The organism is Pseudomonas sp. G3-19, from assembly GCF_054855875.1.
In genome coordinates this window covers 1,496,146-1,522,731 of sequence record NZ_JBMPIQ010000003.1, presented here as the reverse complement: position 1 = coordinate 1,522,731, position 26,586 = coordinate 1,496,146, and the positions used below count along the sequence as shown (strand labels likewise).

The 26,586-nt window shown below is 62.4% G+C and carries 23 protein-coding genes and 1 pseudogene; 14 read left to right on the top strand and 10 right to left on the bottom strand.

Annotated features, from left to right (window positions below; all coding sequences use genetic code 11):
- Window positions 1-169 precede the first annotated feature (169 nt).
- Together ACOYXI_RS06910 and ACOYXI_RS06905 are read right to left on the bottom strand one after the other, a co-directional pair.
- Entirely contained in the window at window positions 170-907 is a 738-nt protein-coding gene (locus ACOYXI_RS06910; RefSeq protein WP_461674596.1) for a TorF family putative porin, read from the bottom strand.
- Between the two features lie 183 nt (window positions 908-1,090).
- Entirely contained in the window at window positions 1,091-2,833 is a 1,743-nt protein-coding gene (locus tag ACOYXI_RS06905) for an amidohydrolase (protein ID WP_461674595.1), read from the bottom strand.
- Between the two features lie 103 nt (window positions 2,834-2,936).
- Here ACOYXI_RS06905 and ACOYXI_RS06900 point away from each other — a divergent pair, with 103 nt between their 5' ends.
- From ACOYXI_RS06900 to ACOYXI_RS06865, 8 genes are all read left to right on the top strand, one after another.
- Window positions 2,937-3,854, top strand: coding sequence for a LysR family transcriptional regulator (locus tag ACOYXI_RS06900; RefSeq protein ID WP_461674594.1), 918 nt, complete (start codon window positions 2,937-2,939; stop codon window positions 3,852-3,854).
- A 108-nt stretch (window positions 3,855-3,962) separates the two neighbouring features.
- Window positions 3,963-4,580, top strand: a complete 618-nt coding sequence (lexA, locus tag ACOYXI_RS06895) for a transcriptional repressor LexA (protein WP_098964221.1) — start codon at window positions 3,963-3,965, stop codon at window positions 4,578-4,580.
- Complete coding sequence (gene imuA / locus ACOYXI_RS06890) at window positions 4,580-5,197, top strand: translesion DNA synthesis-associated protein ImuA (RefSeq protein ID WP_098964220.1); 618 nt, start codon at window positions 4,580-4,582, stop codon at window positions 5,195-5,197. Before lexA ends, imuA begins: the two co-directional genes overlap by 1 nt.
- Before the next feature lie 7 nt (window positions 5,198-5,204).
- Window positions 5,205-6,620 (top strand): Y-family DNA polymerase, encoded by a 1,416-nt coding sequence (locus ACOYXI_RS06885; RefSeq protein ID WP_134786549.1) that lies wholly within the window; start codon window positions 5,205-5,207, stop codon window positions 6,618-6,620.
- On the top strand, window positions 6,617-9,694 hold the full coding sequence (locus ACOYXI_RS06880; protein WP_461674593.1) for an error-prone DNA polymerase: 3,078 nt from the start codon (window positions 6,617-6,619) through the stop codon (window positions 9,692-9,694). Before ACOYXI_RS06885 ends, ACOYXI_RS06880 begins: the two co-directional genes overlap by 4 nt.
- Before the next feature lie 271 nt (window positions 9,695-9,965).
- Complete coding sequence (locus ACOYXI_RS06875) at window positions 9,966-10,652, top strand: CsgG/HfaB family protein (RefSeq protein WP_167797100.1); 687 nt, start codon at window positions 9,966-9,968, stop codon at window positions 10,650-10,652.
- A gap of 29 nt (window positions 10,653-10,681) precedes the next feature.
- Complete coding sequence (locus ACOYXI_RS06870) at window positions 10,682-11,050, top strand: DUF4810 domain-containing protein (protein ID WP_007969675.1); 369 nt, start codon at window positions 10,682-10,684, stop codon at window positions 11,048-11,050.
- Entirely contained in the window at window positions 11,047-11,706 is a 660-nt protein-coding gene (locus ACOYXI_RS06865; protein ID WP_027613674.1) for a DUF799 domain-containing protein, read from the top strand. The genes ACOYXI_RS06870 and ACOYXI_RS06865 overlap by 4 nt, the downstream gene beginning before the upstream one ends.
- Window positions 11,707-11,873: 167 nt before the next feature.
- Here ACOYXI_RS06865 and ACOYXI_RS06860 read toward each other — a convergent pair.
- Window positions 11,874-11,948: pseudogene (locus ACOYXI_RS06860) on the bottom strand (flavin reductase family protein); the annotation flags it as partial.
- Window positions 11,949-12,070: 122 nt separating this feature from the next.
- Between ACOYXI_RS06860 and ACOYXI_RS06855 the strand changes: the two are divergent.
- The 3 genes from ACOYXI_RS06855 to ACOYXI_RS06845 all read left to right on the top strand — a co-directional run bounded on the left by ACOYXI_RS06855 (window position 12,071) and on the right by ACOYXI_RS06845 (window position 17,831).
- Complete coding sequence (locus ACOYXI_RS06855) at window positions 12,071-12,760, top strand: GntR family transcriptional regulator (protein ID WP_027613675.1); 690 nt, start codon at window positions 12,071-12,073, stop codon at window positions 12,758-12,760.
- Window positions 12,761-12,893: 133 nt separating this feature from the next.
- A complete protein-coding gene (locus ACOYXI_RS06850; RefSeq protein WP_461674592.1) occupies window positions 12,894-15,005 on the top strand; it encodes a hybrid sensor histidine kinase/response regulator in 2,112 nt (703 codons plus the stop codon).
- 192 nt (window positions 15,006-15,197) lie between these two features.
- The gene (locus ACOYXI_RS06845) at window positions 15,198-17,831 is read left to right on the top strand and encodes an excinuclease ABC subunit UvrA (protein ID WP_461674591.1); all 2,634 of its coding nucleotides are present in this window, start codon (window positions 15,198-15,200) and stop codon (window positions 17,829-17,831) included.
- A 1,454-nt stretch (window positions 17,832-19,285) separates the two neighbouring features.
- On the opposite strand, the gene ACOYXI_RS06840 is transcribed toward ACOYXI_RS06845, so the two are convergent.
- Genes ACOYXI_RS06840 through ACOYXI_RS06815 form a run of 6 tightly spaced genes read right to left on the bottom strand, consistent with a single transcriptional unit; the run spans window position 19,286 to window position 24,713 of the window.
- A complete protein-coding gene (locus tag ACOYXI_RS06840; protein ID WP_135295934.1) occupies window positions 19,286-21,229 on the bottom strand; it encodes a response regulator in 1,944 nt (647 codons plus the stop codon).
- On the bottom strand, window positions 21,219-22,094 hold the full coding sequence (locus ACOYXI_RS06835; RefSeq protein ID WP_027613679.1) for a sensor histidine kinase: 876 nt from the start codon (window positions 22,092-22,094) through the stop codon (window positions 21,219-21,221). Before ACOYXI_RS06835 ends, ACOYXI_RS06840 begins: the two co-directional genes overlap by 11 nt.
- Window positions 22,087-23,097 carry an ATP-binding protein gene (locus ACOYXI_RS06830; protein ID WP_135296934.1) on the bottom strand — a complete coding sequence of 337 codons (1,011 nt, stop codon included), beginning with the start codon at window positions 23,095-23,097 and terminating at the stop codon, window positions 22,087-22,089. The genes ACOYXI_RS06835 and ACOYXI_RS06830 overlap by 8 nt, the downstream gene beginning before the upstream one ends.
- Complete coding sequence (locus tag ACOYXI_RS06825) at window positions 23,094-23,498, bottom strand: anti-sigma regulatory factor (RefSeq protein ID WP_003225570.1); 405 nt, start codon at window positions 23,496-23,498, stop codon at window positions 23,094-23,096. Before ACOYXI_RS06825 ends, ACOYXI_RS06830 begins: the two co-directional genes overlap by 4 nt.
- Window positions 23,495-23,857 (bottom strand): STAS domain-containing protein, encoded by a 363-nt coding sequence (locus tag ACOYXI_RS06820; RefSeq protein ID WP_027613682.1) that lies wholly within the window; start codon window positions 23,855-23,857, stop codon window positions 23,495-23,497. Before ACOYXI_RS06820 ends, ACOYXI_RS06825 begins: the two co-directional genes overlap by 4 nt.
- A gap of 4 nt (window positions 23,858-23,861) precedes the next feature.
- Window positions 23,862-24,713 carry an STAS domain-containing protein gene (locus tag ACOYXI_RS06815; protein ID WP_096796830.1) on the bottom strand — a complete coding sequence of 284 codons (852 nt, stop codon included), beginning with the start codon at window positions 24,711-24,713 and terminating at the stop codon, window positions 23,862-23,864.
- Window positions 24,714-24,963: 250 nt separating this feature from the next.
- On the opposite strand from ACOYXI_RS06815, the gene ACOYXI_RS06810 reads away from it, so the two are divergent.
- Window positions 24,964-25,233 (top strand): hypothetical protein, encoded by a 270-nt coding sequence (locus tag ACOYXI_RS06810; protein ID WP_414888272.1) that lies wholly within the window; start codon window positions 24,964-24,966, stop codon window positions 25,231-25,233.
- Between the two features lie 62 nt (window positions 25,234-25,295).
- Here the strand turns inward: ACOYXI_RS06810 and ACOYXI_RS06805 are convergent, their stop codons facing one another.
- Window positions 25,296-25,817 carry a DUF4142 domain-containing protein gene (locus ACOYXI_RS06805; protein ID WP_097087254.1) on the bottom strand — a complete coding sequence of 174 codons (522 nt, stop codon included), beginning with the start codon at window positions 25,815-25,817 and terminating at the stop codon, window positions 25,296-25,298.
- Window positions 25,818-26,021: 204 nt separating this feature from the next.
- Between ACOYXI_RS06805 and ACOYXI_RS06800 the strand changes: the two genes are divergently transcribed.
- Together ACOYXI_RS06800 and ACOYXI_RS06795 are read left to right on the top strand one after the other, a co-directional pair.
- Window positions 26,022-26,264 carry a DUF465 domain-containing protein gene (locus ACOYXI_RS06800; protein ID WP_027613686.1) on the top strand — a complete coding sequence of 81 codons (243 nt, stop codon included), beginning with the start codon at window positions 26,022-26,024 and terminating at the stop codon, window positions 26,262-26,264.
- A 108-nt stretch (window positions 26,265-26,372) separates the two neighbouring features.
- Entirely contained in the window at window positions 26,373-26,537 is a 165-nt protein-coding gene (locus ACOYXI_RS06795) for a hypothetical protein (protein ID WP_167734148.1), read from the top strand.
- Window positions 26,538-26,586 lie beyond the last annotated feature (49 nt).

Here is a 26,586-nt window from a genome sequence, read left to right as displayed (position 1 = left end):
AAGAACATTGGTAAAAATTTTGTAAACATCTCGTAACAAACAATCAGGTCAACGCAAAACCCTGTAGGAGTGAGCCTGCTCGCGATAGCGGTGGGTCGGCCGACATCGTTGTTGAATGCCACACCGCCATCGCGAGCAGGCTCACTCCTACAATGGGTACTTTGGTGGGTCAGAAGGATTTGCTCAGGCTCGCCACCACCGTTGCGGTGCACACATCCTTGAATCCCCAGTTGCTCAGGCACTGGCTCTGCGACAGATCGGTATCGATATAGCTCAGGCCCAACACCACCCCAGCCAGGTTGTGCGTCAGCTTGACCTCCCATTCCCGATAACTGTCCTCGCCATGCCCGGACGCCGAGTACAGGTGCGGGTCCTTGAAGTCCATGTTGCCGTAACGCAGTTTCAGCCCGGAATCGAACGGCAGCCCGGTTTCATAACCGACATAGGTGTAGAGCGAGCTCTGCTTGCTGTCGATCCCCGGCGCATCGCTGGAGTAATACGCCGCCAGCTTCACCCCGTAGACACCGAGAATCCCGTAGACCTCGCTCTGGTTGAACTGGCTTTCCTTGGGATAGGCGTACTTGAGGTAACCCAGATCGAGGCTGACATCCTCGGTGGCCTGCCACAGCCAGCCGGCGTAGTAATCGACTTCCTGCCGGGCTTTCAGGCCACCGCCGAAATCGACGTTGGAGCTCCAGGCACCCGCGTACAAACCGCTGCTGTGGGCCAGGGTCAGACCGGCTTGCAAGGCAGGGTCATTTTGGGTTTGCGAGATGCCGCGGGTGCGGTAGTCGCTGGCCAGGGTCAGGTCGACCAGCAAGGCGAAATCGTCGTTCAGGGGGATCGCGTGGCTGCTCAAGGGCAGCAAACTGGAAAAACCGAGGGCGAACAGGGGCAAGGCTTTCATGTGAAGTCCCGGTGTTGTGATTGTTATGGGGGCTGGAAAAAGCAGTGGAAATGCTTGGGTAGGGTGAAAGTCCCTGTGGGAGCGGGCTTGCTCGCGAAGACGGTGGGTCAGGTATCGAAATGTTTGCTGACCGGACGCCTTCGGGAGCAAGCCCCCTCCCACAAAAGCGAGGGGGGCCTGTTGTTATGGGGTGGCGGTGTAGACCTGGCGGCCAGCGAACCAGGTTTGCAGCACCTGGGTGTCATGCAGCGCCTTGTTGTCGACGCTGAACACGTCGCGATCGACCACGATGAAGTCCGCCTGCTTGCCCGGCGTCAGCGAGCCAATCTGCTTCTCCAGGCCAATCGTGCGCGCCGCGTTGAGGGTGTAGGCGTAGAACATGCTTTCGCGATCCAGACGCTCGTCGGCATTCAGCACGCCCAGCGGGCCGACGCGGGTGATGGCCTGGGCCATGGCGTTGAACGGGTTGGGCGACGACACTGGCCAGTCGCTGGCACCGGCAATCGTCGCGCCCTGTTTCAGCAGCGAGTGCGCCGGGTATTGATAACGGAAGGCGAGGGCGCTGACGTAGGGCTTGATCATGTCGGTGGTGTAGTCATCGGCACTGGCCCACAGCAATTGCATCGAGGCGATCACGTTCAGCGGCTTGAAGCGGGCGAACTCTTTCGGATTGACCATCTGCAGGTGCGTGATCGAGTGAGTGATGCCGCTCTGCCGATCCTTGCGCGCACGTTCGATGCCATTGAGTGATTCACGCACCGCACGGTCGCCGATGGCGTGGATGTGCACCAGCCAGCCGCGCTGGTCGATGGCGCTGACCAGCTCGCCGAAATGTTTTGGATCGATCAGCAGTTCGCCCTGTTTGTGCGAGTTGCTGTACGGGTCGATCATCGCCGCGCTCTGCGCCGGGTACTCGATCACGCCGTCGGCGAAGATCTTGACCCCGGGCAGGGTCAGGTTGGGGATGCCCTGAAACTGCTGGCGCACCTTATCCAGCGTGTCGAGGTCGGCGGGCAGGCTTTTCGGGTTGGCCACCAGCAACGCTGCAACGTGCGCGCTCATGTCGCCGCTTTCCGACAGCGCTTTGTAGGCTGGCAGCACGCCGACGGTTTTCTCAGTGGGTTTGAGGGCGAAGACCGGTTCGCCCGGTGCGGCGTTGGCGGCGGGGTCCATCCACGCGGTGATGCCGAGGCTGTTGTTGAAACGCACCGCGGATTTGGCCGCGGTGAGCATATCGGCCGGGCTCGGCACCGGCATTTTCGCGGCGACCCGGTCCCAACCGGCATCGACCAGAAAGCCGTTGGGCTCGCCGCTGGCCAGTTTGCCGATCGTGTCTTGTTCCGCAGCGGGCAGGGTCTTGAGCAACGCCGCGTCGATGCCGGCGCGCTTGAGCATCACGTTGTTGGCCCACACGGTGTGGTGATCGCTGCCGGTGAACACCACCGGCACGTCAGCCCATTCGCCGTGGTTGAAGGTCTTGCCCAGCGCTTCGGCCTGCGCCCAGTACGCTGAACTCATGCCGGCAATGCTCAGCACATCGCCATGTCTGGCCTTGCCGTCGTCACGCCAGGCGCGCAAGCGTTTTTCCAGTTCGTCGAGGGCGACGACTTCGTCTTCCATGTTGGCCGAGACCATTTCCAGGCCACCGAAAATCGCGTGGGAATGGCTGTCGATCAAGCCAGGCATCAGCGTCTTGCCGCCGAGGTCGATGACCAGGGTGCCGGGTTCGATCAGCGCCTTGATCTGCGCATCGCTGCCGACTTTCAGCACCTTGCCGTTTTCCACGGCCAGCGCCTGCACCTTCGGTTGCGAACGGTCGGCGGTGAAAATCTTGCCGTTGACCAGCACCAGATCGGTGGCGGCCATGGCTTCCATCGAGGCAAAACTTATCGCGCTCACCAGCAGACTCGGGATGAATCTTTTCATTGAAGATTTCCTTGTTATTGCGTCTGATGGCCAGATTAGTGGCTGACACTGGCCGACAGAACGCCTCCCTCACGAAAAACGTTTTTGCCTGAATGGAAAAAGCATGGACAAGCTGGGTGCACTGAAAATGTTCGTGGTTACTGCGCAACTCGGCAGTTTCAGCCGAGCGGCCGAGCAGTTGGGCAAGACCCCTTCGGCACTGACCAAAGCGGTCAATCATCTAGAGTCGGAACTCGGCGCGCGGCTGTTCGAACGCAGCACGCGGCGGATTCTGCTCACCGAAATCGGCCGGGTTTATCTGGAAACCGCGCGACTGGTGTTGCAGCGGCTGGAGGAGGCCAGCGAGGAAATCGAGCAGTTGCAGCACGGTTTGCGCGGCAGCCTGAAAATCACCGCACCGCTGGCGTACGGGCGGGCGTTTCTCGATCAGGTGTGCGACGGCTTTTTGCAGCAATACCCGCAGATCAGCCTGCAAGTGGATCTGTGCGACGCGTTCGTCAATCTGCTGGAAAGCGGCTATGACCTGGCCTTGCGCGAGGGCCATGACGACCTGCCGGGGCTGATCGCCCGGGTGGTCGGCAGCAATCGGCTGGCCTTGTGCGGGAGCCCGGACTATTTGGCGCGCAAGGGTTTGCCGGTCACTCCGCTAACCCTCGAGCAGCATGAATGGCTGCTGTATCAGCACCCGTTACTCAGTCGCGAGTTCTGGTGGGCCGAGCGCGACGGCCAGCGGCTGAGCCTGGCGCAACCGACGGCGCCGCGCTTGCGCAGCGACAATTACGACCTGTTGCTGGCCAGTGCTTTGGCCGGACGCGGCTTGCTGCACACACCGCTGTGGAGCGCCGCGCCGTACATTGCCGACGGACGTCTGGTGCGGGTCATGGCTGATTATGAAATCGACCCGGACAGCTTCGGCCCGCACATTCTCGCGGTGTACCCCAGCCATCGACGGGCCACGGCTAAAGTGGTGGCGTTCATCGATTACATCTCGGCATTTCTGGCCGAGCGTGGATTGAACTGACACCCGTTCCCTGTAGAAGCTGCCGAAGGCTGCGATCTTGTGATTTTTGTGGATCGCCAGCGCAGGCCGACTGGCGGTGCTTGTCAGTAAAATCCCACAGGAGTACAAATGTACTCCATGACAAACCTGACTCCCCGCCGTACCGCCATCCTGACCTTTATCCGCGAACGCATCGCCGAACACGGTCAGCCCCCAAGCCTCGCTGAAATCAGCGAGGCTTTTGGTTTTGCCTCGCGCAGCGTGGCGCGCAAGCATGTGCTGGCGCTCACCGAAGCCGGGTATATCGAGGTCAACCCGCACCAGGCCCGGGGCATTCGCCTGCTCGGGCAACCCGCGCGGCCGGAGCTGCTGGACATTCCGGTGCTCGGCCGGGTGGCTGCCGGTGCACCGATCGGCGCCGATGCCGACATCCATAACCGCTTGATGCTTGATCCCGCGCTGTTCTCCCGTGCGCCCGACTACATGTTGCGGGTGCAGGGCGACTCGATGATCGAGGACGGCATTCTCGACGGTGATCTGGTGGGAGTGAAGCGTAATCCCGAGGCGCTCAACGGCCAGATCGTGGTGGCGCGACTCGATGGTGAGGTGACGATCAAACGCTTCGAGCGTGTCGGCGCTACGGTGCGCCTGCTGCCGCGCAACCCGGCGTACCAGCCGATTGTCGTGCGCGATGATCAGGACCTGGCCATCGAAGGGGTGTTCTGCGGTCTGGTGAGGCAAGGCTGATGGGCGCCGTCGTTGCACTCGATACGCTGTTCAATGGCGGCCAGGTCTGGAAGGGCCGGCCTGCGCCACCGGCGGCCAGCCCGCAACCCACCGGGCATGCCGCGCTGGATGCAGCACTGCCCAGCGGTGGCTGGCCGGAAGCGGCGCTGAGCGAAATCCTCCTGGCCGGCCCCGGGGTTGGCGAGTTGCAACTGGTGTGGCCGACGCTGGCGCGGATGTCGGCGGCGGGCGAGCGCATCGTGCTGGTGGCGCCACCGTTCGTGCCGTACCCGCAGGCGTGGGCGAACGCCGGGGTCGATCTGCGCCAGTTGTCGGTGATTCAGGCCAGCGAACGCGATGCCTTGTGGGCGGCGGAACAATGCCTGCGTTCCGGCAGTTGCGGCGCGGTGCTGTGCTGGCCGTACAAGGCCGATGACCGTGCGTTGCGGCGTTTGCAGGTAGCGGCAGAAACCGGCCAGACCCTGGCGTTTGCCTGGCGCCCGCTGAGCGAGGCGATCAACCCGTCGCCGGCCGCGTTGCGTATTGCCATCGACGCAAGACCGGCCCAGTTGCGCGTGCTCAAGTGCCGTGGCGGACTGGCGCGCACGGCGCCGATTGCGTTTGCCGTGGGGCACTGAGGTCGTCATGCGCTGGGTGTGTATTCTGTTCCCGCAATTGGCCCTCGACGCCGTGCTGCGTCAGCGTGCCGATCCTGCTGAGCCGTTGGTGCTGCTCAGTGGCCCGGCCCAGCGCCGGGTGCTGCAAGCGGTGAATGCAGCGGCGCGCCAGCTCGGCTTGCGCGCCGGCCAGTCGATGACCGCCGCGCAGGCCCTAAGCAAAGGCTTTGCCACCGCCGATTACGACCTCGCCGAGGTCGAGCACTGGCAGCAGTTTCTCGCCGCGTGGGCCTATCGTTTCAGCGCGCAGGTCAGCGTGCATTATCCGCGTACCGTGGTGTTCGAGATCGAGTCGAGCCTGGGCCTGTTCGGCTCCTGGGCGCAGTTCGAAGCGCGGCTGCGCAAGGAACTGACTGAGCTGGGTTTCCGCCATCGCATCGTCGCCGCACCGAATCCGGTGGCGGCGCGGGTGCTGGCCAACGCCTACGACGGTCTGGTGGTACCTGACGGTGAGGCCCTGCAGCATCACCTCGGAAAGTTGCCCGTCGACCGTGTCGGGCTGGAGCCGCAGGTCGCCACCGCGCTGACGCGCATGGGTCTGCGCAATCTGAACCAGTTGCAGAGCCTGCCGCGTCAGGCCCTGGCCCGGCGCTTCGAAGCGTCGATGCTCAAGCATCTCGACACGTTGTTCGGCGCACGGCCGCTGGCCTTGGCGTTCTATCTGCCGCCGGATCGTTTCGATGTGCGCATCGAACTCAATTTCGACGTGCAATCCCATCAGGCGCTGCTGTTTCCGTTACGCCGCTTGACCGCTGACCTGTCGGCGTTCCTCTGCGGACGTGACAGCGGCGTGCAGCGTTTCGACCTGCATCTGGAGCACGCCGGGCTGCCGGACACGCTGATCAAGGTCGGCCTGCTCAGCGCCGAGCGCGATCCGGCGATGCTCTTTGAACTGGCCCGTGGGCGACTGGAACAAGTCCAGGTCGAGGCCCCGGTGCGCGGCTTTCGCCTGCGCGCCGAAGACCTGCCGAGTTTCGTGCCGCAGTTTCAGGAACTGTTCGATGATCGTCCGCAACAGACCTTGCCCTGGGAGCAATTGCGCGAACGTCTGCGTGCACGGCTCGGCGATGACGCGGTGCAGGGCCTGCGCTTTCAGGCCGACCACCGCCCCGAATGTGCCTGGCAGCACGGCGTCGACAAGCAGCGTTGCAGCGGTTTGCCGAGCGTGCAGCGCCCGGGCTGGTTGCTCGGCGAACCGCAGAGTGTGCCGGAAGGTTCGGCGCGGATTCTCATGGGCCCGGAGCGCATCGAGTCCGGCTGGTGGGACGGTGATGATGTGCGCCGCGATTACTACCTGATCCAGAACCGCGCCGGTCAGCAGGGCTGGGCCTATCGAGCCGTGGGCGAGGGCGGGCCGTTGTGGCTGCAAGGCTGGTTTGCATGAACCACGGTTATGCCGAACTGCATTGCCTGTCGAATTTCAGTTTCCAGCGCGGTGCCTCCAGTGCCCTTGAGCTGTTTCAGCGGGCGAAAAAACATGGTTATCAGGCGCTGGCGATCACCGACGAGTGCACCCTGGCCGGGATCGTCCGCGCCTGGCAAGCGGCGAAATCAGTGGAGCTGCCGCTGATCATCGGCAGCGAAATCCGCATCGATAACGGTCCGAAACTGCTGCTGTTGGTGGAGAACCTGGCGGGCTATCAGGCCTTGTGCGGTTTGATCACTCAGGCCCGGCGGCGTACGCAGAAGGGCCAGTACCAGGTGCTGCGCGAGGATTTCAGCCAGCCGTTGCCGGGATTGTTCACCGTGTGGGTGCCGGACAGCGTTAATGATGTCGAGGAGGGCCGCTGGCTGAAGCAGACTTTCGGCGAGCGCCTGTATCTGGCGGTGCAGTTGCATCGCGGGCAAGACGATCAGCGGCGTCTGGCGGCACTGCTGAGTCTGGCCGAGCAACTGCAGATCGCCGCCGTGGCCAGCGGCGACGTGCACATGCACGCCCGTGGGCGGCGCGCCCTGCAGGACACCATGACCGCGATCCGCCATCACGTCCCGGTGGCCGAGGCCGGGTTGCGCCTGCACCCCAACGGCGAGCGCCATCTGCGCAGCCTCGACGTGTTGCGCGAGCTTTATCCGCCGGCGTTGCTCGACGCCTCGGTGCAACTGGCGCGGCGCTGCACTTTCGAGCTGAGCGAGTTGCGCTATGAGTATCCGAAAGAGCTGGTGCCGCAGGGGCACACCGGCAGTTCCTGGTTGCGCCAACTGACTGAAGAAGGCATTGCTTGGCGCTGGCCGAAAGGGCCACAGGCCAAAGTGCTCAAGCAAATCGACGATGAGCTGAAACTGATCGCCGAGCTCGGCTACGAAAGTTACTTCCTCACCGTGCATGACGTGGTGCGTTTCGCTCGCGATCAGCAGATTCTCTGTCAGGGCCGCGGTTCGGCGGCTAACTCGGCGGTGTGTTTTGCCTTGGGTATCACCGAGATCGATCCGGATCGCACCACGCTGCTGTTCGAGCGTTTCATGTCGAAAGAACGCAACGAGCCGCCGGACATCGATGTCGATTTCGAGCACGAGCGCCGCGAAGAAGTCCTGCAATACGTGTTTCGCCGATATGGCCGGCGGCGTGCGGCGTTGACGGCGGTGGTCAGCACTTACCACGCTGCCGGGGCGGTGCGCGACGTAGCCAAGGCCCTTGGGCTACCGCCGGATCAGATCAATGCACTGGCCGATTGCTGCGGCCACTGGAGCGACGAAACACCGCCGCTGGCGCGCTTGCTCGAAGGCGGCTTCGACCCCGACAGCCCGGTGCTGCGCCGGGTGCTGAGCCTGACCGGGCAACTGATCGGCTTCCCCCGACACCTGTCGCAGCACCCCGGCGGTTTCGTGATTTCCGAACAGCCGTTGGACACGCTGGTGCCGGTGGAAAATGCCGCCATGGCCGAGCGCACGATCATTCAATGGGACAAGGACGACCTCGATGCGGTCGGGCTGCTCAAGGTCGATATCCTCGCCCTCGGCATGCTCAGTGCCATCCGCCGTTGCTTCGATCTGCTGCGTCGTCATCGCCATCTCGATCTGAGCCTGGCGACGATTCCTGCTGAAGACAAACCGACCTACGAGATGATCAGCCGCGCCGACACCATCGGTGTATTTCAGATCGAATCGCGGGCGCAGATGTCGATGTTGCCGCGCCTGAAACCGGCGAAGTTCTACGATCTGGTGATCGAAGTGGCGATCGTCCGCCCGGGGCCGATTCAGGGCGGGATGGTTCATCCGTACCTGCGCCGACGCAACAAGGAAGAGCCGACAACCTATCCCTCGCCGGAACTGGAAGTGGTGCTCAAACGCACCCTCGGCGTGCCGCTGTTTCAGGAACAGGTGATGCAGATCGCCATCGTCGCCGCCGACTACAGCCCCGGCGAGGCCGATCAGTTGCGTCGCTCGATGGCCGCGTGGAAACGCCATGGAGGCTTGGAGCCGCACAAGGAACGCCTCGCCGCCGGCATGAAGAAAAACGGCTACACCGAGGAATTCGCCGCGCAGATCTTCGAGCAGATCAAGGGTTTCGGCAGCTATGGTTTTCCCGAGTCCCACGCCGCCAGTTTTGCCTTGCTGACTTACGCCAGTTGCTGGCTCAAGTGTCACGAACCGGCGGCGTTCGCTTGCGCGTTGATCAACAGTTGGCCGATGGGCTTCTACAGCCCGGATCAGATCCTTCAGGACGCCCGTCGCCATCAGTTGCAGATCCGTCCGGTGGACGTGCGTGCCAGCGACTGGGATTGCAGTCTGGAACCGATCAGCGGCGCGCAACCGGCGATTCGCATGGGCCTGCGGATGATCAAGGGTTTTCGCGAGGACGACGCCCGGCGCATCGAAGCGGCGCGGGCGCGGGGGGCGTTTGCCGATGTCGCCGATCTGGGCGAACGGGCCGCGCTCGACAGTCGCGCCCAGGCATTATTGGCAGACTCCGGCGCGTTGCGTGGCATGGCCGGGCATCGGCACCGCGCGCGCTGGGAAGTGGCCGGGGTGCAGAAACAGCTGGGCCTGTTTGCCGGCTTGCCGAGCCAGGAAGAAGCCGATGTGCTGCTGCCCAAACCGAGTGTCGGTGAGGACCTGCAGGCCGATTACGCGACCATCGGCACCACGCTGGGGCCGCATCCGCTGGCGCTGCTGCGTGGTGAACTGAAGGCGCGGCGTTGTCGCAGCTCTCAGGAGTTGCTGGACGTCGAGCACGGCCGGCCGGTGAGCATCGCCGGGCTGGTCACCGGGCGGCAGCGACCGGGCACTGCCAGCGGCGTGACTTTCGTCACCCTCGAAGACGAGTTCGGCAACGTCAACGTGGTGGTCTGGCGCGATCTGGCCGAGCGCCAGCGTCAGGTGCTGGTCGGCTCGCAACTGCTCAAGGTCGATGGCCGCTGGGAGCGGGAGGGCGAAGTCCGGCACCTGATCGCCGGGCGATTGAGCGATCTGACTCCGCTGCTCGACGGCATCCGCGTACAAAGCCGCGACTTCCACTAAAGCCCAGAACACCACATATCCCCCCTGTGGGAGCGGGCTTGCTCGCGAAGACGGTGTGTCAGTTGGCAAATAAGTGGCTGACACACCGCTTTCGCGAGCAAGCCCGCTCCCACAGGGGGATTTGTGTGTGTCCAAACAAGCCAATCCATTGGCGTCAAAAATCTCTGTCACCAATGGTGGCACTTTGTCATAATGCCGGCCCTTTTCCGCTCCCCACTGCCTTGCCGTGCCGGGACACACCGTTTTTTTTCAGAAGGAATGCACAGTGAGAATGATCTCCCGGATGTTGGTCTCAGGCGTTGCGATTGCCGTGCTCGGCACCCTCGCCGGCTCCCTTGCCGGGTGCGCCACCGAAAGCTCCCGCGCACTGCCGGTGGCCAAGGTCGAGAGCGCCACGCAAGTCTGGACCGGTGCTCGCGTGCCGATGGCGGTGGGCAAGTTCGATAACCGCTCCAGCTACATGCGCGGGATCTTCTCCGACGGCGTCGACCGTCTCGGCGGCCAGGCCAAGACCATCCTGATCACTCACTTGCAGCAGACCAACCGTTTCTCGGTACTGGATCGCGACAACATGGGCGAGATCCAGCAGGAAGCGGCGATCAAGGGCCAGGCCCAGCGCCTCAAGGGTGCCGATTACGTGGTCACCGGTGACGTCACCGAGTTCGGCCGCAAGGAAACCGGCGACCACCAGCTGTTCGGTATTCTCGGCCGTGGCAAGACCCAGGTCGCCTACGCCAAGGTCAACCTGAACATCGTCAATATCAGCACCTCCGAAGTGGTGTATTCGACTCAGGGCGCCGGTGAATACGCCTTGTCCAACCGCGAAATCATCGGCTTCGGCGGCACCGCTGCGTACGACTCGACCCTCAACGGCAAAGTCCTCGATCTGGCCATGCGCGAGGCGATCAATCGTCTGGTCGATGGCATGAACGCCGGTGCCTGGAAACCGGGTAACTGATCGCTATTCATTGCAAGGAGCACTACCCCATGAATCTGACTTTGTCGCGGTCGCTGCTGGCCCTGACGCTGGCCGCCAGCGCCTTGCTGGCCGGTTGCAGCAGCCCGAAAACCCTGTACCAGTGGGAAGACTACCAACCGCAGGTCTACGAATACTTCAAAGGCGAAGAGCCGAAGGAAGCCCAGGCCGAAGTGCTGGAGCGTGACTTGCAGAAGATCCGTTCCACCGGCAAAGCCGTGCCGCCGGGCTACCACGCCCACCTGGGCCTGCTGTACCTGAGCATGGGCAAGGACGATCAGATGGTGCAGCAGTTCCGCACCGAGAAAGCGCTGTTCCCCGAGTCCGGCCCGTACATGGATTTTCTGCTTAAAAACGCCAAGACCGGAGACGCCCAATGATCTCGCGCACCCTGAAACTGCTGGCCGCCGGTTTGGCCCTGACCGTGCTCGGTGGCTGCGTCGCGCCGAAAACCGTGGATTACTCGGCGTACAAACAGGCACGGCCGAAGACCATTCTGGTGCTGCCGCCGCTGAACACCTCGCCGGACGTCAAGGCTTCCTACAGCTTGCTGTCGCAGGTGACGTTCCCATTGGCCGAGGCCGGTTACTACGTGCTGCCGATCACCCTGGTGGACGAAACCTTCCGCCAGAACGGCCTGACCACCCCGGATGACATTCATCAGGCGCCGGCCAACAAGCTCAAGGAAATCTTCGGCGCCGACGCTGCGCTGTACATCACCGTGACCGAGTACGGTACGCGCTACATGGTGATCAGCAGCGAAACCGCGGTAACCGCCACCGCCAAGCTGGTCGATCTGAAATCCGGCACCACGCTGTGGACCGGTTCGGCACGGGCGTCGAGCGAAGAGGGCGGCAATAACAGTGGTGGCGGCCTGGTCGGCATGCTGATCACTGCCGCGGTGAAGCAGGTGATCAACAGTTCGACCGATGCCGGGTATCCGATTGCCGGCGTGGCGAGCAATCGCCTGTTGTCGGCCGGACAGCACGCCGGCCTGCTGTATGGCCCGCGTTCGCCGAAATACGGTACGGACTAAAAATTACCGGCACGCCTGAAATCTCCTGTGGGAGCGGGCTTGCTCCGGGCGGCGTTCCGACGAATGCGGTGGGTCAGTCGCCAAATGTTTTACTGACCCGGCGCATTCGCGAGCAAGCCCGCTCCCACAAGGGAAAGGCGTTTCGCAGCCGATTTATTTGGCGTCCGCCAAAACCGCTCGCCACCGCCCGCTGCTTCCGTCCACGTTTGCAATGAGCGGGTCGGCAAATCGAAGTCATCCCGCCCTAATCGTATCCAGACCCTGCATCAGGAGGCCGAAGGCGATATCCTGCGCCACACTTATCTGCGCAAACGGCGAATAACGCTGCAACACCGTGTTTGCCCGAGGCTAAAGGAGTGTTCGAATGACCGAGAAGAAACTGGAAACCACGGTCGACCGCGTCTACCAAGGGGTTTACCAGGCGATCAGCAAGCGTTCGCTGCGTCCGGGGATGAAGCTGGGCGAAGCGTCCCTGGCCGAACTGTTCAATGTCAGCCGCACGTCGGTACGCGCCGCGCTCAAGCAACTGGAAGCCGAGGGGCTGGTCACCACCGAGCCGAATAAAGGTGCATCGGTGTCGCTGCCGAGCAACGAAGAGATCCGCTCGCTGTTCGAAACCCGGCGGCTGATCGAAATCGGCATGGTCACCGAACTCTGTCGGCGCAAGGACACCGCCGCCATGCAGGTCTTGCGCGAGCACCTGCTACTGGAGGACGCAGCCCACGCGGCAGGCGATCACGAGCAACTGATTTACCTGCTCGGCGAGTTCCACCTCAAACTGGCGCGCAGCCTCAACAACCCGGTGCTGCTCGACTGGTTTCAGAAGCTGATTTCCCGCGCCTCGCTGTATGTCGCTGCACTGGATGACGACAGCCATGAAGCCTGCCGTGACAACGAACATCTGCGCCTGATCGAATACATCGAGGCGGGCGACCAGAGCGCCGCCATCGAACTGACCTGCACGCATTTGAACGGTATCGAGAAGGCGATTCTCGACGTCGCGGCGAAGATGAAAACTGGCTACCATCCGCTCAAGCACCTGATCGGGGTCTGATCCGGGCCTGGTCTGAAATCGGCTATACCTCTAATGAAACCATTACGGCCGATGAGGCTCGAAACAGACGGGCGTCGCGGCGTTCTGCCGTCGCGATGTATCGGGCAAACACCACAGGACACCGAGTCAATCGATGCAGTTTTTATCCGATAGCCACGGTTGTGACGGCTGGAAAGGCGAGATGGCCGAACGCATTTGCGCGTTCGACTGGCGCCTCACCGAACTCGGCCCGCTCGACACCTGGCCTGCCAGTTTGTGCAGCACCGTGCAATTGATGCTGGCCTCGCCCTTGCCGATGGTCATGCTCTGGGGCCATGCCGGCTACATGATCTACAACGACGCCTACTCGCAGTTTGCCGGTGGCCGCCACCCCTATTTGTTGGGGGTGCCGGTGGAGCTGGGCTGGCCGGAAGTCGCCGAGTTCAACCGGCATGTGGTCGACACCTGTCTGGCGGGCGGCACCTTGTCCTACCGCAACAAGGAACTGGTGCTGTTGCGCGATGGCGTGCCCGAAGATGTCTGGATGGATCTGTATTACAGCCCGGTGGCCAACGATGACGGCGTGCCTTCAGGAGTGATGGCGATGGTGGTCGAGACCACCGAGTTGGTGCGCTCCGAGCGACTGCGTCAGGCGGCAGAAGACGCTTATCGGGCCGACAACGAACGGGTGCGTCTGGCGCTGAATGCCGGGGCCTTGCTTGGCTCGTTCGTCTGGGACGTGAAGAACAATGTGCTGTCGGCCGACGAGCGTTTCGCCCGGACCTTTTGCTATCCGCCGGATCAGGACCTGAGCAACCTGCCGCAATCCGTCAATGAGTCGCGGATCCACCCGGACGACCTGGCGTGGGTGCATGATCGGGTCAGTCATTCGCTGCAGACCGGTGAGCCGTACAACGCCGAATACCGCGTGTTGCGGGCCGACGGCAGCTATATGTGGGTGCTTGCCAGTGGCGCATGCGAGTTTGACGAGCAAGGCGCGCCGCTCCGTTTCCCCGGGGTGTTGATCGACATCCATGAACGCAAGATCGCCGAAGAATCCCTGCTCAAATTCACGCGCAACCTGGAGCAGCGGGTGGCCAGTGAAGTGGATGCCCGGCTGGCGGCGGAAGAGCAATTGCGTCAGTCGCAGAAGCTTGAAGCCATCGGCGGACTGACCGGTGGCGTGGCCCACGACTTCAACAACCTGCTGCAGGTAATTGCCGGCAACCTGCATTTGCTGGCGCGGCATGAGCCGGACAATGCCAACGTGCAACGCCGGGTCAGCGCCTCGCTGGCAGCGGTCGAGCGTGGGGCCAAGCTGTCGTCGCAACTGCTCGCCTTTGCCCGGCGCCAACCGTTGTCGCCGGCGGTGTGCGATCCGCGGCAGATCTTCGACGGCGTCGGTGAATTGCTGCAGCGCGCATTGGGCGAAACCATTCAGATCGACGTGCAATTGCCGCAGGACCCGTGGCACATCAACGTCGACCGCAATCAACTGGAAAACGCCATTCTCAATCTGGCGATCAACGCCCGGGACGCGATGAAAGGCGAGGGCACGATTGTTCTCAGTGCCATTAATACTCGGCTGGACAGCACTTTTTGCGCGGGCAAAGGCATCGTCGCCGGCGATTTCGTGCGGGTGGTGGTCAGCGATACCGGCGTCGGCATTGCGCCGCAAATGCTCGAGCAAGTGTTTGAGCCATTCTTCACCACCAAGGCCGACGGCCAGGGCACCGGGCTCGGTCTGAGCATGGTGTTCGGCTTCGTCAAACAGAGTGGTGGCCACGTCGAGATCGACAGCACCGTGGGCGAAGGCACGCGGGTGCAACTGTACTTTCCGCGCAGCCTGCGTCCGGTTCTCGATGAGACGCCGAGCGTCGACCCGCAGCAGGGCGGCGGCCACGAGACCATTCTGGTGGTCGAGGATAACGACGCAGTGCGTGCTTCGGCCGTGGAGTTGCTGCGCGAGGAAGGCTACCGCGTGCTGACCGCGGGCAATGGCGACGTGGCGATGCAGATGCTGCTGGAAGGGATCGATGTGGATCTGATTTTCACCGACGTGGTGATGCCGGGGCTGATCAAAAGCTCCGATCTGGCGGCGTGGGCCAAGGTGCAGACACCACCGGTGGCGGTGCTGTTCACCTCCGGCCACACCCGCGACATCATTTCGCGCAACCACCAGTTGAGCCCGGACACGCACTTGCTCGGCAAACCGTATGGCCCGGAGGCGTTGTTGCAGATGATTCGCTCGGTGCTCAGTGCCTAACTGGCGAATTCCCGATTCCCTGTGGCGAGGGGATTCATCCCCGATGGAGTGCGCAGCACTCCCCAGCACTCCCCAGCATTTTTCCAGCTATATGGAATTTGCAGTGACTGCGCCGGCTGCGCCGCCGATCGGGGATAAATCCCCTCACCACAGGGTTCAACTTCGCTCCTAATTTTTCTGCAGGGACAGCCCATGACTTCCAAACGCACCTCCAAAGCACCCGCCGGCATGGTTCGGGTGCGTGGCGCCCGCGAACACAATCTGAAGAATGTCGACGTCGATATCCCTCGCGACGCGCTGGTGGTGTTCACCGGCGTCTCCGGTTCGGGCAAGTCGTCGTTGGCGTTTTCAACGTTGTACGCCGAAGCCCAGCGGCGTTATTTCGAATCTGTGGCGCCGTATGCGCGGCGACTGATCGATCAGGTCGGGGTGCCGGATGTCGACTCCATCGAAGGCCTGCCGCCCGCCGTGGCCCTGCAACAGCAGCGCGGTACGCCGAGCACGCGTTCGTCGGTCGGCAGCGTGACCACCTTGTCGAGCCTGATCCGCATGCTCTATTCCCGCGCCGGCAGTTACCCGCCGGGGCAACCGATGCTCTACGCCGAGGATTTCTCGCCGAACACCCCGCAAGGCGCGTGCCCGGAGTGCCACGGTCTGGGCCGGGTCTACGAGGTGACCGAGGCGCTGATGGTGCCCGATCCGAACCTGACCATCCGCCAACGCGCCGTGGCGTCCTGGCCGCTGGCGTGGCAGGGGCAGAACCTGCGCGACATCCTCGTGACCATGGGCATCGACGTCGACATCCCCTGGAAGAAACTGCCGAAAAAGCAGCGTGACTGGATTCTGTTCACCGAAGAAACCCCAACCGTGCCGGTGTACGCCGGGCTGACCCCGGAGGAAACCCGGGTCGCCCTCAAGCGCAAGATGGAACCGAGTTATCAGGGCACCTTCACCGGTGCCCGCCGCTACATCCTGCACACCTTCACTCATTCGCAAAGTGCGCTGATGAAGAAGCGCGTTTCGCAATTCATGCTCGGCAGCCCGTGCCCGTTGTGCGACGGCAAACGCCTGAAGCGTGAAGCGTTGTCGGTGACCTTTGCCGGTTACGACATCGGTGAACTGTCGCAGATGCCGTTGCTGCAAGTGGCCGAAGTATTGAAACCCGTGGCTGCGGCGACCTATCTGCAGCAGGCCGAAGAAAGCGGCGAAACCCTCAGCCATGCGCAAACCCGCGAGGCGCGCCAGCAGCGCGTGGCCCACGGTGCCAGCGGCCACGCCAGTGCGCCGGACGTGCGCCACACGCCGAACCTGTCGCTGGAAAAACGTCTGGCGGCGCAGCGGATTGCCGAGGACTTGCTGGAGCGGGTCAGCACCCTGACCGATCTGGGCCTCGGTTATCTGGCGCTGGAGCGCAGCACGCCGACGTTGTCGTCCGGCGAGCTGCAACGCCTGCGCCTGGCGACGCAATTGGGCTCGCAACTGTTCGGCGTGATCTACGTGCTCGACGAGCCATCCGCCGGTCTGCATCCGGCCGATGGCGAGGCGCTGTTCGAAGCCATGCAGCGCTTGAAGGCCGATGGCAATACGCTGTTTGTGGTCGAGCACGATCTGGAAACCATGCGCCGCGCCGACTGGCTGATCGACGTCGGTCCGGCGGCGGGCGAGAAGGGTGGGCAGGTGTTGTACAGCGGCCCTCCGGCCGGGCTGGCCGAGATCGATGAGTCGCAGACCCGCGCCTATCTGTTTGCCGAGAGCCAGCGGCAGACCCGCACCGCGCGCAAGCCGAGCGGTTGGCTGAAACTTGACGGGATCAGCCGCAATAACCTGCACAACCTCAGCGCTGAATTTCCCTTGGGCTGCTTCACCTCGGTCACCGGGGTTTCCGGTTCGGGCAAGTCGAGTCTGGTCAGTCAGGCGTTGCTCGAACTGGTCGGCGCGCAACTCGGGCGGCCGCTGGTTGAGGACGAGCCGGAAGAGCTCAGCCTCGAAGACGATGCGCCGCAGGCCAGCAGCGGTCAGGTGACGGCGGGGCTGGAGTCGATCAAACGCCTGGTGCAGGTCGATCAAAAGCCCATCGGCCGCACGCCACGTTCGAATCTGGCGACCTACACCGGGCTGTTCGACAACGTGCGCAAACTGTTCGCCGCCACGCCCGAGGCACGGGCGGCGGGGTATGACGCCGGGCAGTTTTCCTTCAACGTCGCCAAGGGCCGCTGCCCAACCTGCGAGGGTGAAGGTTTTGTCAGCGTCGAGTTGCTGTTCATGCCGAGCGTGTATGCGCCGTGCCCGACCTGTCATGGCGCGCGCTACAACCCGCAGACCCTGGCGATTCAGTGGCAAGGCTTGAGCATTGCGCAGGTGCTGCAACTGACCGTGGAAGAGGCGGTAGAAGTGTTCAACGAGCAGCCGGGGATTCGTCGTTCACTGGAGGTGCTGCGTGACATCGGCCTCGGTTATCTGCGGCTCGGCCAACCGGCCACCGAGTTGTCCGGTGGTGAAGCACAACGGATCAAACTGGCCACTGAGCTGCAGCGCAATCAGCGCGGCGCGACCCTGTATGTGCTGGATGAACCGACCACCGGGCTGCATCCGCGGGACGTCGATCGGTTGTTGGAGCAACTGAATACGCTGGTCACGGCAGGACACACGGTGATCGTGGTCGAGCATGAAATGCGCGTAGTCGCACAGAGTGACTGGGTGATCGACATCGGCCCGGGGGCCGGGGATCAGGGCGGCAAAATCGTCGCCGCCGGCACGCCGCAGAAAGTTGCCGCGAGCAAGAAGAGCCGCACGGCGCCGTTTCTGGCGCGGGCCTTGAACCAATAACCGCGGCGATCCCACTGGCCCCATCGCCAGCAAGCTAACTCCCACAGGTTTTGCGGTGTGCACAAGGCTGGTGATCACCACAGCCCCAATGTGGGAGCGGGCTTGCTCGCGAAAGCGGTGTGTCAGGCAATAGAGATGCTGGCTATACCGACGCCATCGCGGGCAAGCCCGGCTCCCACAGGTTTTGCGGTGTGCACAAGGCTAGTGATCAACACGCCCCAATGTGGGAGCGGGCTTGCTCGCGAAATCGGTGTATCAGGCAATAGAGATGCTGGCTATACCGACGCCTTCGCGAGCAAGCCCGGCTCCCACAGGTTTTGCGGTGTGCACAAGGCTAGTGATCACCACAGCTCCAGTGTGGGAGCGAGCTTGCTCGCGAAAGCGGAGTGTCAGGCAACGAGATGCTGGTTATACCGACGCTTTCGCGAGCAAGCCCGGCTCCCACAGGTTTTGCGGTGTGCACTAGGCTGGCGATCAACACAGCCCCAATGTGGGAGCGGGCTTGCTCGCGAAAGCGGTGTGTCAGGCAATAGAGATGCTGGCTATACCGACGCCTTCGCGGGCAAGCCCGGCTCCCACAGGTTTTGCGGTGTGCAGAAGGCTGGTGATCAATACAGCTCCAGTGTGGGAGCGAGCTTGCTCGCGAAAGCGGTGTGTCAGGCAACGAGATGCTGGTTATACCGACGCTTTCGCGAGCAAGCCCGGCTCCCACAGGTTTTGCGGTGTGCACAAGGCTGGTGATCAACACAGCTCCAGTGTGGGAGCGAGCTTGCTCGCGAAAGCGGTGTGTCAGGCAACGAGATGCTGGCTATACCAACGCTTTCGCGAGCAAGCCCGGCTCCCACAGGTTTTGCGGTGTGCACAAGGCTGGTGATCAACACAGCTCCAGTGTGGGAGCGAGCTTGCTCGCGAAAGCGGTGTGTCAGGCAACGAGATGCTGGCTATACCGACGCCTTCGCGGGCAAGCCCGGCTCCCACAGGTTTTGCGGTGTGCACAAGGCTGGCGATCAACACAGCTCCAGTGTGGGAGCGAGCTTGCTCGCGAAAGCGGTGTGTCAGGCAATAGAGATGCTGGCTATACCGACGCCTTCGCGGGCAAGCCCGGCTCCCACAGGTTTTGCGGTGTGCACAAGGCTAGTGATCAACACGCCCCAAAGTGGGAGCGGGCTTGCTCGCGAAAGCGGTGTGTCAGGCAACGAGATGCTGGCTATACCGACGCTTTCGCGGGCAAGCCCGGCTCCCACAGGTTTTGCGGTGTGCACAAGGCTGGTGATCAACACAGCTCCAGTGTGGGAGCGAGCTTGCTCGCGAAAGCGGTGTGTCAGGCAACGAGATGCTGGCTATACCGACGCCTTCGCGGGCAAGCCCGGCTCCCACAGGTTTTGCGGTGTGCAAAAGGCTTGTGATCACCACCAATCCAGTGTGGGAGCGGGCTTGCTCGCGAAAGCGACGGGTCAGGCGCCATCAAGCGTGCGGCGGACCTTGTCCAGCAGTTCGCTGATCTGGAACGGCTTGACCAGCATTTCCATGCCGCTGCCGAGGAACACCTGGCGATTGATCGCGGTCTCGGCATAACCGGTCATGAACAGGATCGGCAGGCTTTCACGCCAGCCCCGCGCCACGTCCGCCAGTTCCCGGCCGCTCATGCGCGGCAGACCGACGTCGCTCAGCAGCAGGTCGATCGTCGGATCATTCTGCAAGCGCTCCAGCGCGGTTTCGATATCCGCCGCCTGCGTGCAGCGGTAACCCGCGTCTTCCAGCACTTCGGTGACGAACATACGCACTGCCGGCATGTCTTCGACAATCAGGACATGCTCGCCGGCACCCTGCGGATCCACCTTCGGCGCCGGGATGTCGGCGCCGGTCGGATCGTTCGTCGCCGGCAGCATGATGGTCACTTCGGTGCCACGCCGTGCCACGCTGCGGATGTGCGCATCGCCACCGGACTGGCGGGCGAAACCGTAAATCGTCGACAACCCCAGACCAGTACCCTGGCCCAGCGGTTTGGTGGTGAAGAACGGGTCGAACACCTTGTCGATCACACTGTGCTCGATACCGGTGCCGTCATCGCGCACCGACAGCGCGACATACGCACCATCGGCCATGTTCGGGTCGCCGTGGGAATACGCGGCATAGGTGTTGACCCAGATATTGCCGCCTCGGGGCAGCGCATCCCGGGCGTTGATGACCAGATTCAGCACCGCGCTTTCCAGCTGTACCGGGTCGACCAGGGCAATCGCCGGTTTGTTGGTCAGTTCAAGTTTGAGGGTGATGCGTTCGCCGATGGTGCGCACCAGCAATTCTTCCAGCGAGCGCACCTGCTCATTGATGTCTACCGGCCGGGTATCCAGTGGCTGTTGGCGGGCGAAGGCCAGCAGACGATGAGTGAGCGAAGCCGCACTCATCGCTGAATTCAGCGCTGCTTCAGCATAGAGCTGCACTTTGTCGGGCCTGGCATCGGCGATGCGTTTCTGGATCAGTTCGAGGCTGGTGATGATCCCGGTCAGCAGATTGTTGAAGTCGTGGGCGATGCCCCCGGTGAGCTTGCCCAGTGCGTCCATTTTCTGCACTTGCAGCAACTGCGATTCGGCGCGCACCCGCTCGGCGACTTCCTTTGCCAGTTGTGTGGTGGTGTCGTCCAGCTGTGCCAGGTGCGAGCGCTCGCGGTGGCGATGCTCGGTGACATCTTCGACGAATACCAGGCTCAACTGCGGCGTGCGATATGGCGAAATCTGCCACTCGGTTTCGCGGACCTCGCCCTGTACGCGCATGTTCAACGTGCCTTTCCAGCGCTCGCCATCGACCAGCCGCAGGCGCAACTCGTTGAGGATCGCGCCCTGGTCTTGGTCAAAGCACTCGCTGAGAGTTTCCGGGTTGCGGTTGTCCTGAATCATCTGTGTGAAGGCGTGGTTGCACTCATGCACTTTCAGGTTGGCATCGAGCACGGCAATCGGCGCCGAGACGTTGACGAAAATCTCGCGAAACCGGGCCTCGCTCTCGCGCAGCGCGTTTTCGGTATCACGTACCCGCAGCAGAGTGCGCAGGGTCGCCAATAGCACGTCCGGGTCTACCGGGTGAATCAGGTAGGCGTCGGCCCCGGCGTTCAGGCCGGTGATGATGTCGCCGGTCTGGATCGACGCCGCAGACACGTGGATCACCGGCAGCAGCGCGGTGCGTGCATCAGCACGCAAGATGCGCACGATGTCGAAGCCGCTCATGTCCGGCAGGTTGACGTCGAGGATCAGCGCATCGAGTGGCTCGCTCGCGATCAGCGCCAGGCCCTCGCTGCCGGTGCCGGCCTCCAGCACCTCGTAGTCATGGCGCTCCAGGCGCCGGCGCAAGGCGTAGCGGGTGGCGGCGTTGTCGTCGACGATCAATAGACGGATGTCACGTTTCATCGACGTTCTCCAAGGCGAGCGCCAGCGGAATGATCACGAAAAAGGTCGAGCCGACCCCCGGCGTGCTGTCCATCCCGACCTCGCCGCCGAGCAGGGCAGCGAAGCGCTTGCACAGGGACAAGCCGAGGCCGGTGCCGCGCAGACGTTTCTGCAGCGGCGAGTCGACCTGGGAGAAGTCCTCGAACAATGCACCGTGCAGCTCCGGTGCGATACCGATCCCGGTGTCGCTGACGGCAAAACGTACTTTGTCCGAGCCTTCCAGGCGCGCCGAAACCCGCACTTCACCGCGGGTGGTGAATTTCAGCGAGTTGGAAATGAAGTTGCGCAGAATCTGCCCGAGTTTTTTGTCGTCGGTGTACAGGCGTGGCAGGCCGACCGGCTCTTCGAAAATCAGGTCCACCGCCGACGCATCGACGATCGGCCGGAACATCCCGCGCAGGGCGGAGAACAGGTCGAACATGTCGAACCATGCCGGGGAAATAGTGATCCGCCCGGCTTCGATCTTCGCCAGATCGAGCAAGTCATCGACCATGTCACTGAGTTCACGCGCGGCGCTGCTGACGAACGCCACCTGCTTGTGCTGCTCGGGGCTGAGCGGGCCGTCGAGTTCGTCGGCGAGCAGGCTGTTGATGCTGAGGATCGAACCCAGCGGGGTGCGGAACTCATGGCTCATGTACGACAGGAAACGGCTTTTCAGGTCCGAGGCCTGCCTCAGCTCTTCGGCCTGGGTGTCGAGTTCGGCGTAGAGCGCCAGCACGCCCTGGTTAGTCTCGTCGAGTTCTGCGCGCAGGGCGGCGGTCTCGCTCTGCAATCGGGCGATCAGCGCAGCCTGTTCGGCGGCATTCAGGGTTGGCGACTCAGCCATGGGCGGCCTCCAGGGCAACGACCAGTACCGTGACGTCGTCGCGCCCGCGACAGAAGTCACGGTGCAGGACGCTGGCTATCACCGCCGGATGGCGGTGCACCAGGCCGGGGTAGTCTTGAAGATTCCAACGGGACTGCAAGCCGTCGCTGTACATGATCAATAGATGTCCGGTCACGTGAGCATAGTCAAAGGGCTGGGCTTTTCGGTATTGACCGCCGACGATGCCCGGGTGCGAGGCCAGGCCCCGCGACTTGTCGGCGGTGATCAGGCTGGCGCCGATGTTGCCCACGCCAGTAAAGGTCAGGCCGTCGCGGGCGGCATTGAACTGGGCGAACGCTGCGGCGCCGCCACGGCTGCCGATCATGTCGCGGTGCATATCCTCCATCAGCAGCACCGGACTGGCGAACGGAGTCTCGGCGAACACCCGCTCGCCGGCCTTGGCCGCGCGTTCGGCATCCTCACCGTGGCCGAGGCCGTCGATGATCAGCGCGCTGACATTCGCGCCGTTGTACGCCAGGTGCCAGGTGTCGCCACACGCCGGATCGTTGTGCAGCGAATGCTGGCTGACGCCGTAGCGCAAGTCCGGTTGGCGGTCGCCGCGCGGATATAGACGCGCCAGCAGCACCGCGCCACGGGCATCGGCGTGCACGTCGAAGACCTCGGTCTGCCGCGCCACGGCACCCAGACCGATGCCCTGTGTGCCGCCGGTGGAAAAACCGTCGGTCAGGCAGGCGTCCAGGTCAAAGCCCTGGGCGCGATCGACCGCGAGCATCTCGATGCCGAATCCGCCGGGGCGCGGCAACAGGCGCAGGTGAACTTCGCCGCGGCTGGCGTGCTTGAGCACGTTGCTGGCCAGTTCGGTGGCGACCAGCGCTACCCGCCCGGCATCGGTCGCATCAAAACCGTGTTGCTCGGCGAGCCGTTGCGCGGTGCGCCGGGCATGGCCGATCTGGCTGCTGTCTTCGATCAGCAGCACCTGGGTCAGCGACCCTGCGATATTCATGTCCATCGGGTGATCGTTATTCGCGTGCCCTTGCCCGGCTCGGTGTCCAGTTCGAACTCCTCGACCAGGCGTTTTGCCCCGGTCAGGCCCAGGCCCATGCCGCTGCCGGAGGTCCAGCCGTCGGTCATCGCCAGTTTGATATCGGCAATACCGGGGCCTTCGTCGCGGAACGTCAAGCGCAGCCCGACCTTGTGATCTTCATCGAGAATCTGCCAGTCCATGTCGCCGCCGCCACCGTACACCATGGTGTTGCGGGCCAGCTCGCTGACCGCCGTGACCATTTTGGTCAGGTCGATCAGGCGCATCCCGCATTCGGTGGCGAGTTTGCGGGCGGTCTGGCGTGCGAGCACGACATCCTGCTCGATATGGATGGGTTGAGTACCGCTGCTGCGTACGGTCATTGCCGGTTTACTCGTTCCTGCAGCAGTTTCATCCCGCGCTCGACGTTCAGTGCGGTGCTGACACCCGGCAGGGTCAGGCCGAGTTCGACCAGGGTGATCGCCACGGCGGGTTGCATGCCGACCAGCATGGTTTCGGCGTCCATGATTTTCGACAGCCCGGAGATCGTGCTGATCATCCGGCCAATGAACGAGTCGACCATGTCCAGCGCCGAGATGTCGATCAGCACACCACGCGCCGAAGTCTTGCTGATGCGCTCGGACAAGTCGTCCTGCAACGTGAGGGCGAGTTGATCGTGCATGTCGACCTGAATGGTCACCAGCAGGAACTTGCCCATTTGAAGAATCGGGATACGTTCCATCGGCTCAGACCGCTTTGCCGAGGCTGATGCCCAGGCGGGAGAGGGCGAGCTTCAGTGCGTCGGCCAGATTGGCCTTGGTCACCACGCCTTGCAGGTCGAGGCCCAGATGGACGATGGTCTGGGCGATTTGCGGACGCACGCCGCTGATGATGCAATCGGCACCCATCAGACGAATCGCGGTCACGGTTTTCAGCAGGTGCTGCGCAACCAGAGTGTCGACGGTCGGTACGCCGGTAATGTCGATGATGGCGATTTCCGAACCGGTGTCGACGATGCGTTGTAGCAAGGACTCCATCACCACTTGGGTGCGTTGCGAATCGAGGGTGCCGATCATCGGCAGCGCCAGGACGCCGTCCCACAGTTTGACCACCGGCGTGGAGAGCTCCAGCAGTTCTTCCTGTTGGCGTTTGATCACCGCTTCACGGGACTTCTGGAAGGTACGGATGGTGTGCATGCCGAAGGCGTCGAACAGTTCGGAGATTTCCCAGAGTTGTTCGGCGAGCAGCGCTGGCTGTTCTTTATAGTGCGCTTGCAGCAGGGCAAACAGCGGGCCCTTCAGGGCGAAGATGAAACTGGCAGTCTGTTGCGAATCCTGACCGAGTTGGGCACGGCTGTGGGAGAGCTTTTCGAGGAACTGGCGGGTGGCTTCCCAACCCGGCGCATTGATGTTGGTGCCGTTGTCATCCTGCAAGCCATTGATCACCAGTTGCAGGAATTCGCTGGTCTGTTGTTGCAGGTCATGGTCCTTGAGATTGCGGGTGGCGCCGCTGGCTTCCAGGCCGTTGATCCATTCGCTCAGCAGTTGGGGTTGTTTGTTTTTCATCGCATCGAATGTGCTGTTCTGCAGTGCTGCCATGTGCCTGTTGCTCCGTAGCGTATTGGGGCCGGTTCTGTAAAAAGTGACCGGTGCGAAGTCAGTGACCTTTGCCGTTCAAAATAGTTGTTCAGGTGCGCAAGGATATTTTTGATCCGGCGCAAGGAATGCCCCGGTAACTCTAGTCGGCGCCCTTCAAACCAGCGATGTTTTGAACGTTGGCACCGTAGCGGCTTCGAATATACGAGGCCGACGGGTCTGAGTCGCGCCAGCATTGAAAAACGAGGTGGCTATGAACGAGCAATCGCAACAGCAGCAGAAACCGGACGCCGAACCGATCAATCGCAACGACCCGGCCATAGACCCCCAAGTACCGGGGCAGAACCCGCCAACGCGACCCACGGGTGGCACCGAGCAAGTGCAAAGCGCCGATCCGGTGGTGGATCAAAAGAACAAACACACCGACAACGACAACGAATTCAGCCCCGGTTTCGAGCCTGAGCCCGATCGTCCGAAGCCCGGTGAAGAAACCGATGCCGACATCGATACTGACGGTGGTTGATCTCGCTGAAACGACAAAAGGCCGCATTTATCAATGCGGCCTTTTGCTGTACAGCGCCCGGGTTACTTGCTCGGGTGCTTGGCTTGCAGCTCTTTGGCCGCGGTCAGGTGTTTTTCCAGCGCCGGCAACATTTTCTGTGCGAAGGCCTTTAGTTCGGGGGCGCCTTTGACTTTGTCGTCGGTGACGGTGTTGGCTTCTTTCTTGAACAGTTCGATGGTTTCTTCGTGGGCCTTGACCTGGTTGTTGGCGTAGGCTGCGTCGAAGGATTCATCGCGCATGTCGAGGATCTTTTCCTTGGCCTGTTTGACCAGGGTGGTGGTGTCCGGGACCTCAATGTCATTGGCCTTGGCAATGCTGGCCAGTTCGTCGTTGGCCTTGCTGTGGTCGGTGATCATCATGTTGGCGAACGCCTTGATGTCGGCCGACTGACTTTTTTCCAGGGCGAGGCGACTGGTCTCGATCTCCGCTATGCCACCGGCAGCAGCGTTGTCGACGAAGTCGTTGGAAGTGGCGGCGAAGGCACTGCCCATGCCGCTGCTCAGCGCGACAGCCAGAACGAGATGACGCAGGTTGAATCCGTCCATTGATGTATCTCCACACAGGTTTTTGTTGACGTTATGCAATGGAGGGAGCGCAGCGGAAAAAGGTTTGATCGCGTTTCCGACAGGGCGACGAACGGCAACCGCTGGTCTGACAGGTGGTCGACAGAACGGCCCGACCAAGGCCATTCTGATAACTGCCAGCGCAATCGGTCGCGTTGGTTGCCGATCAACTGACGGAGGTGTTCCATGCCGGTGACTCATGACCTGTATCAGGACTTGAAGCTAACGAAGGAAGAGGTCCAGCAAAAACGCACCGAGGATCCATTTCTGGATGCACTGATCAACAAGTATTCCCAGGCGGACGCCGAAGTAGTCAAGGCCGAGACGGCGACCTCGGATGCACCCAGTGATGACACCCTGAAGAAACTCAAAGAGAAACGCTTGCAGGTCAAAGACAAGATCGTCGCGCAGTTGCAGGCTCGATCCTGACCGTCAGTCGCTTCACCGCTTCAAAATGGTGAAATGACTGAACGCAGCCACTGACCGGCACCTCGAATGTACAGAGTCTTCACTCAGCGACTCTTTTCGAGGTGCCCCATGAACAAACCCAGATTCCCCAGTGAAGAGCAGGGCGGTTTCGACCCGGTTCCCACTCACCCTGAGCCCAACAGCCCGGCACATACCACCACTTTTCCCGAAGAGCCGGACGAAGATCTTCCTGAAGACGAAGATCCGGACAAGTTCGACAGATCGGGCAATTGAAAGACCGCTATCGCGAGCAGGCTCACTCCTACAGTTGGAATGCTATCAA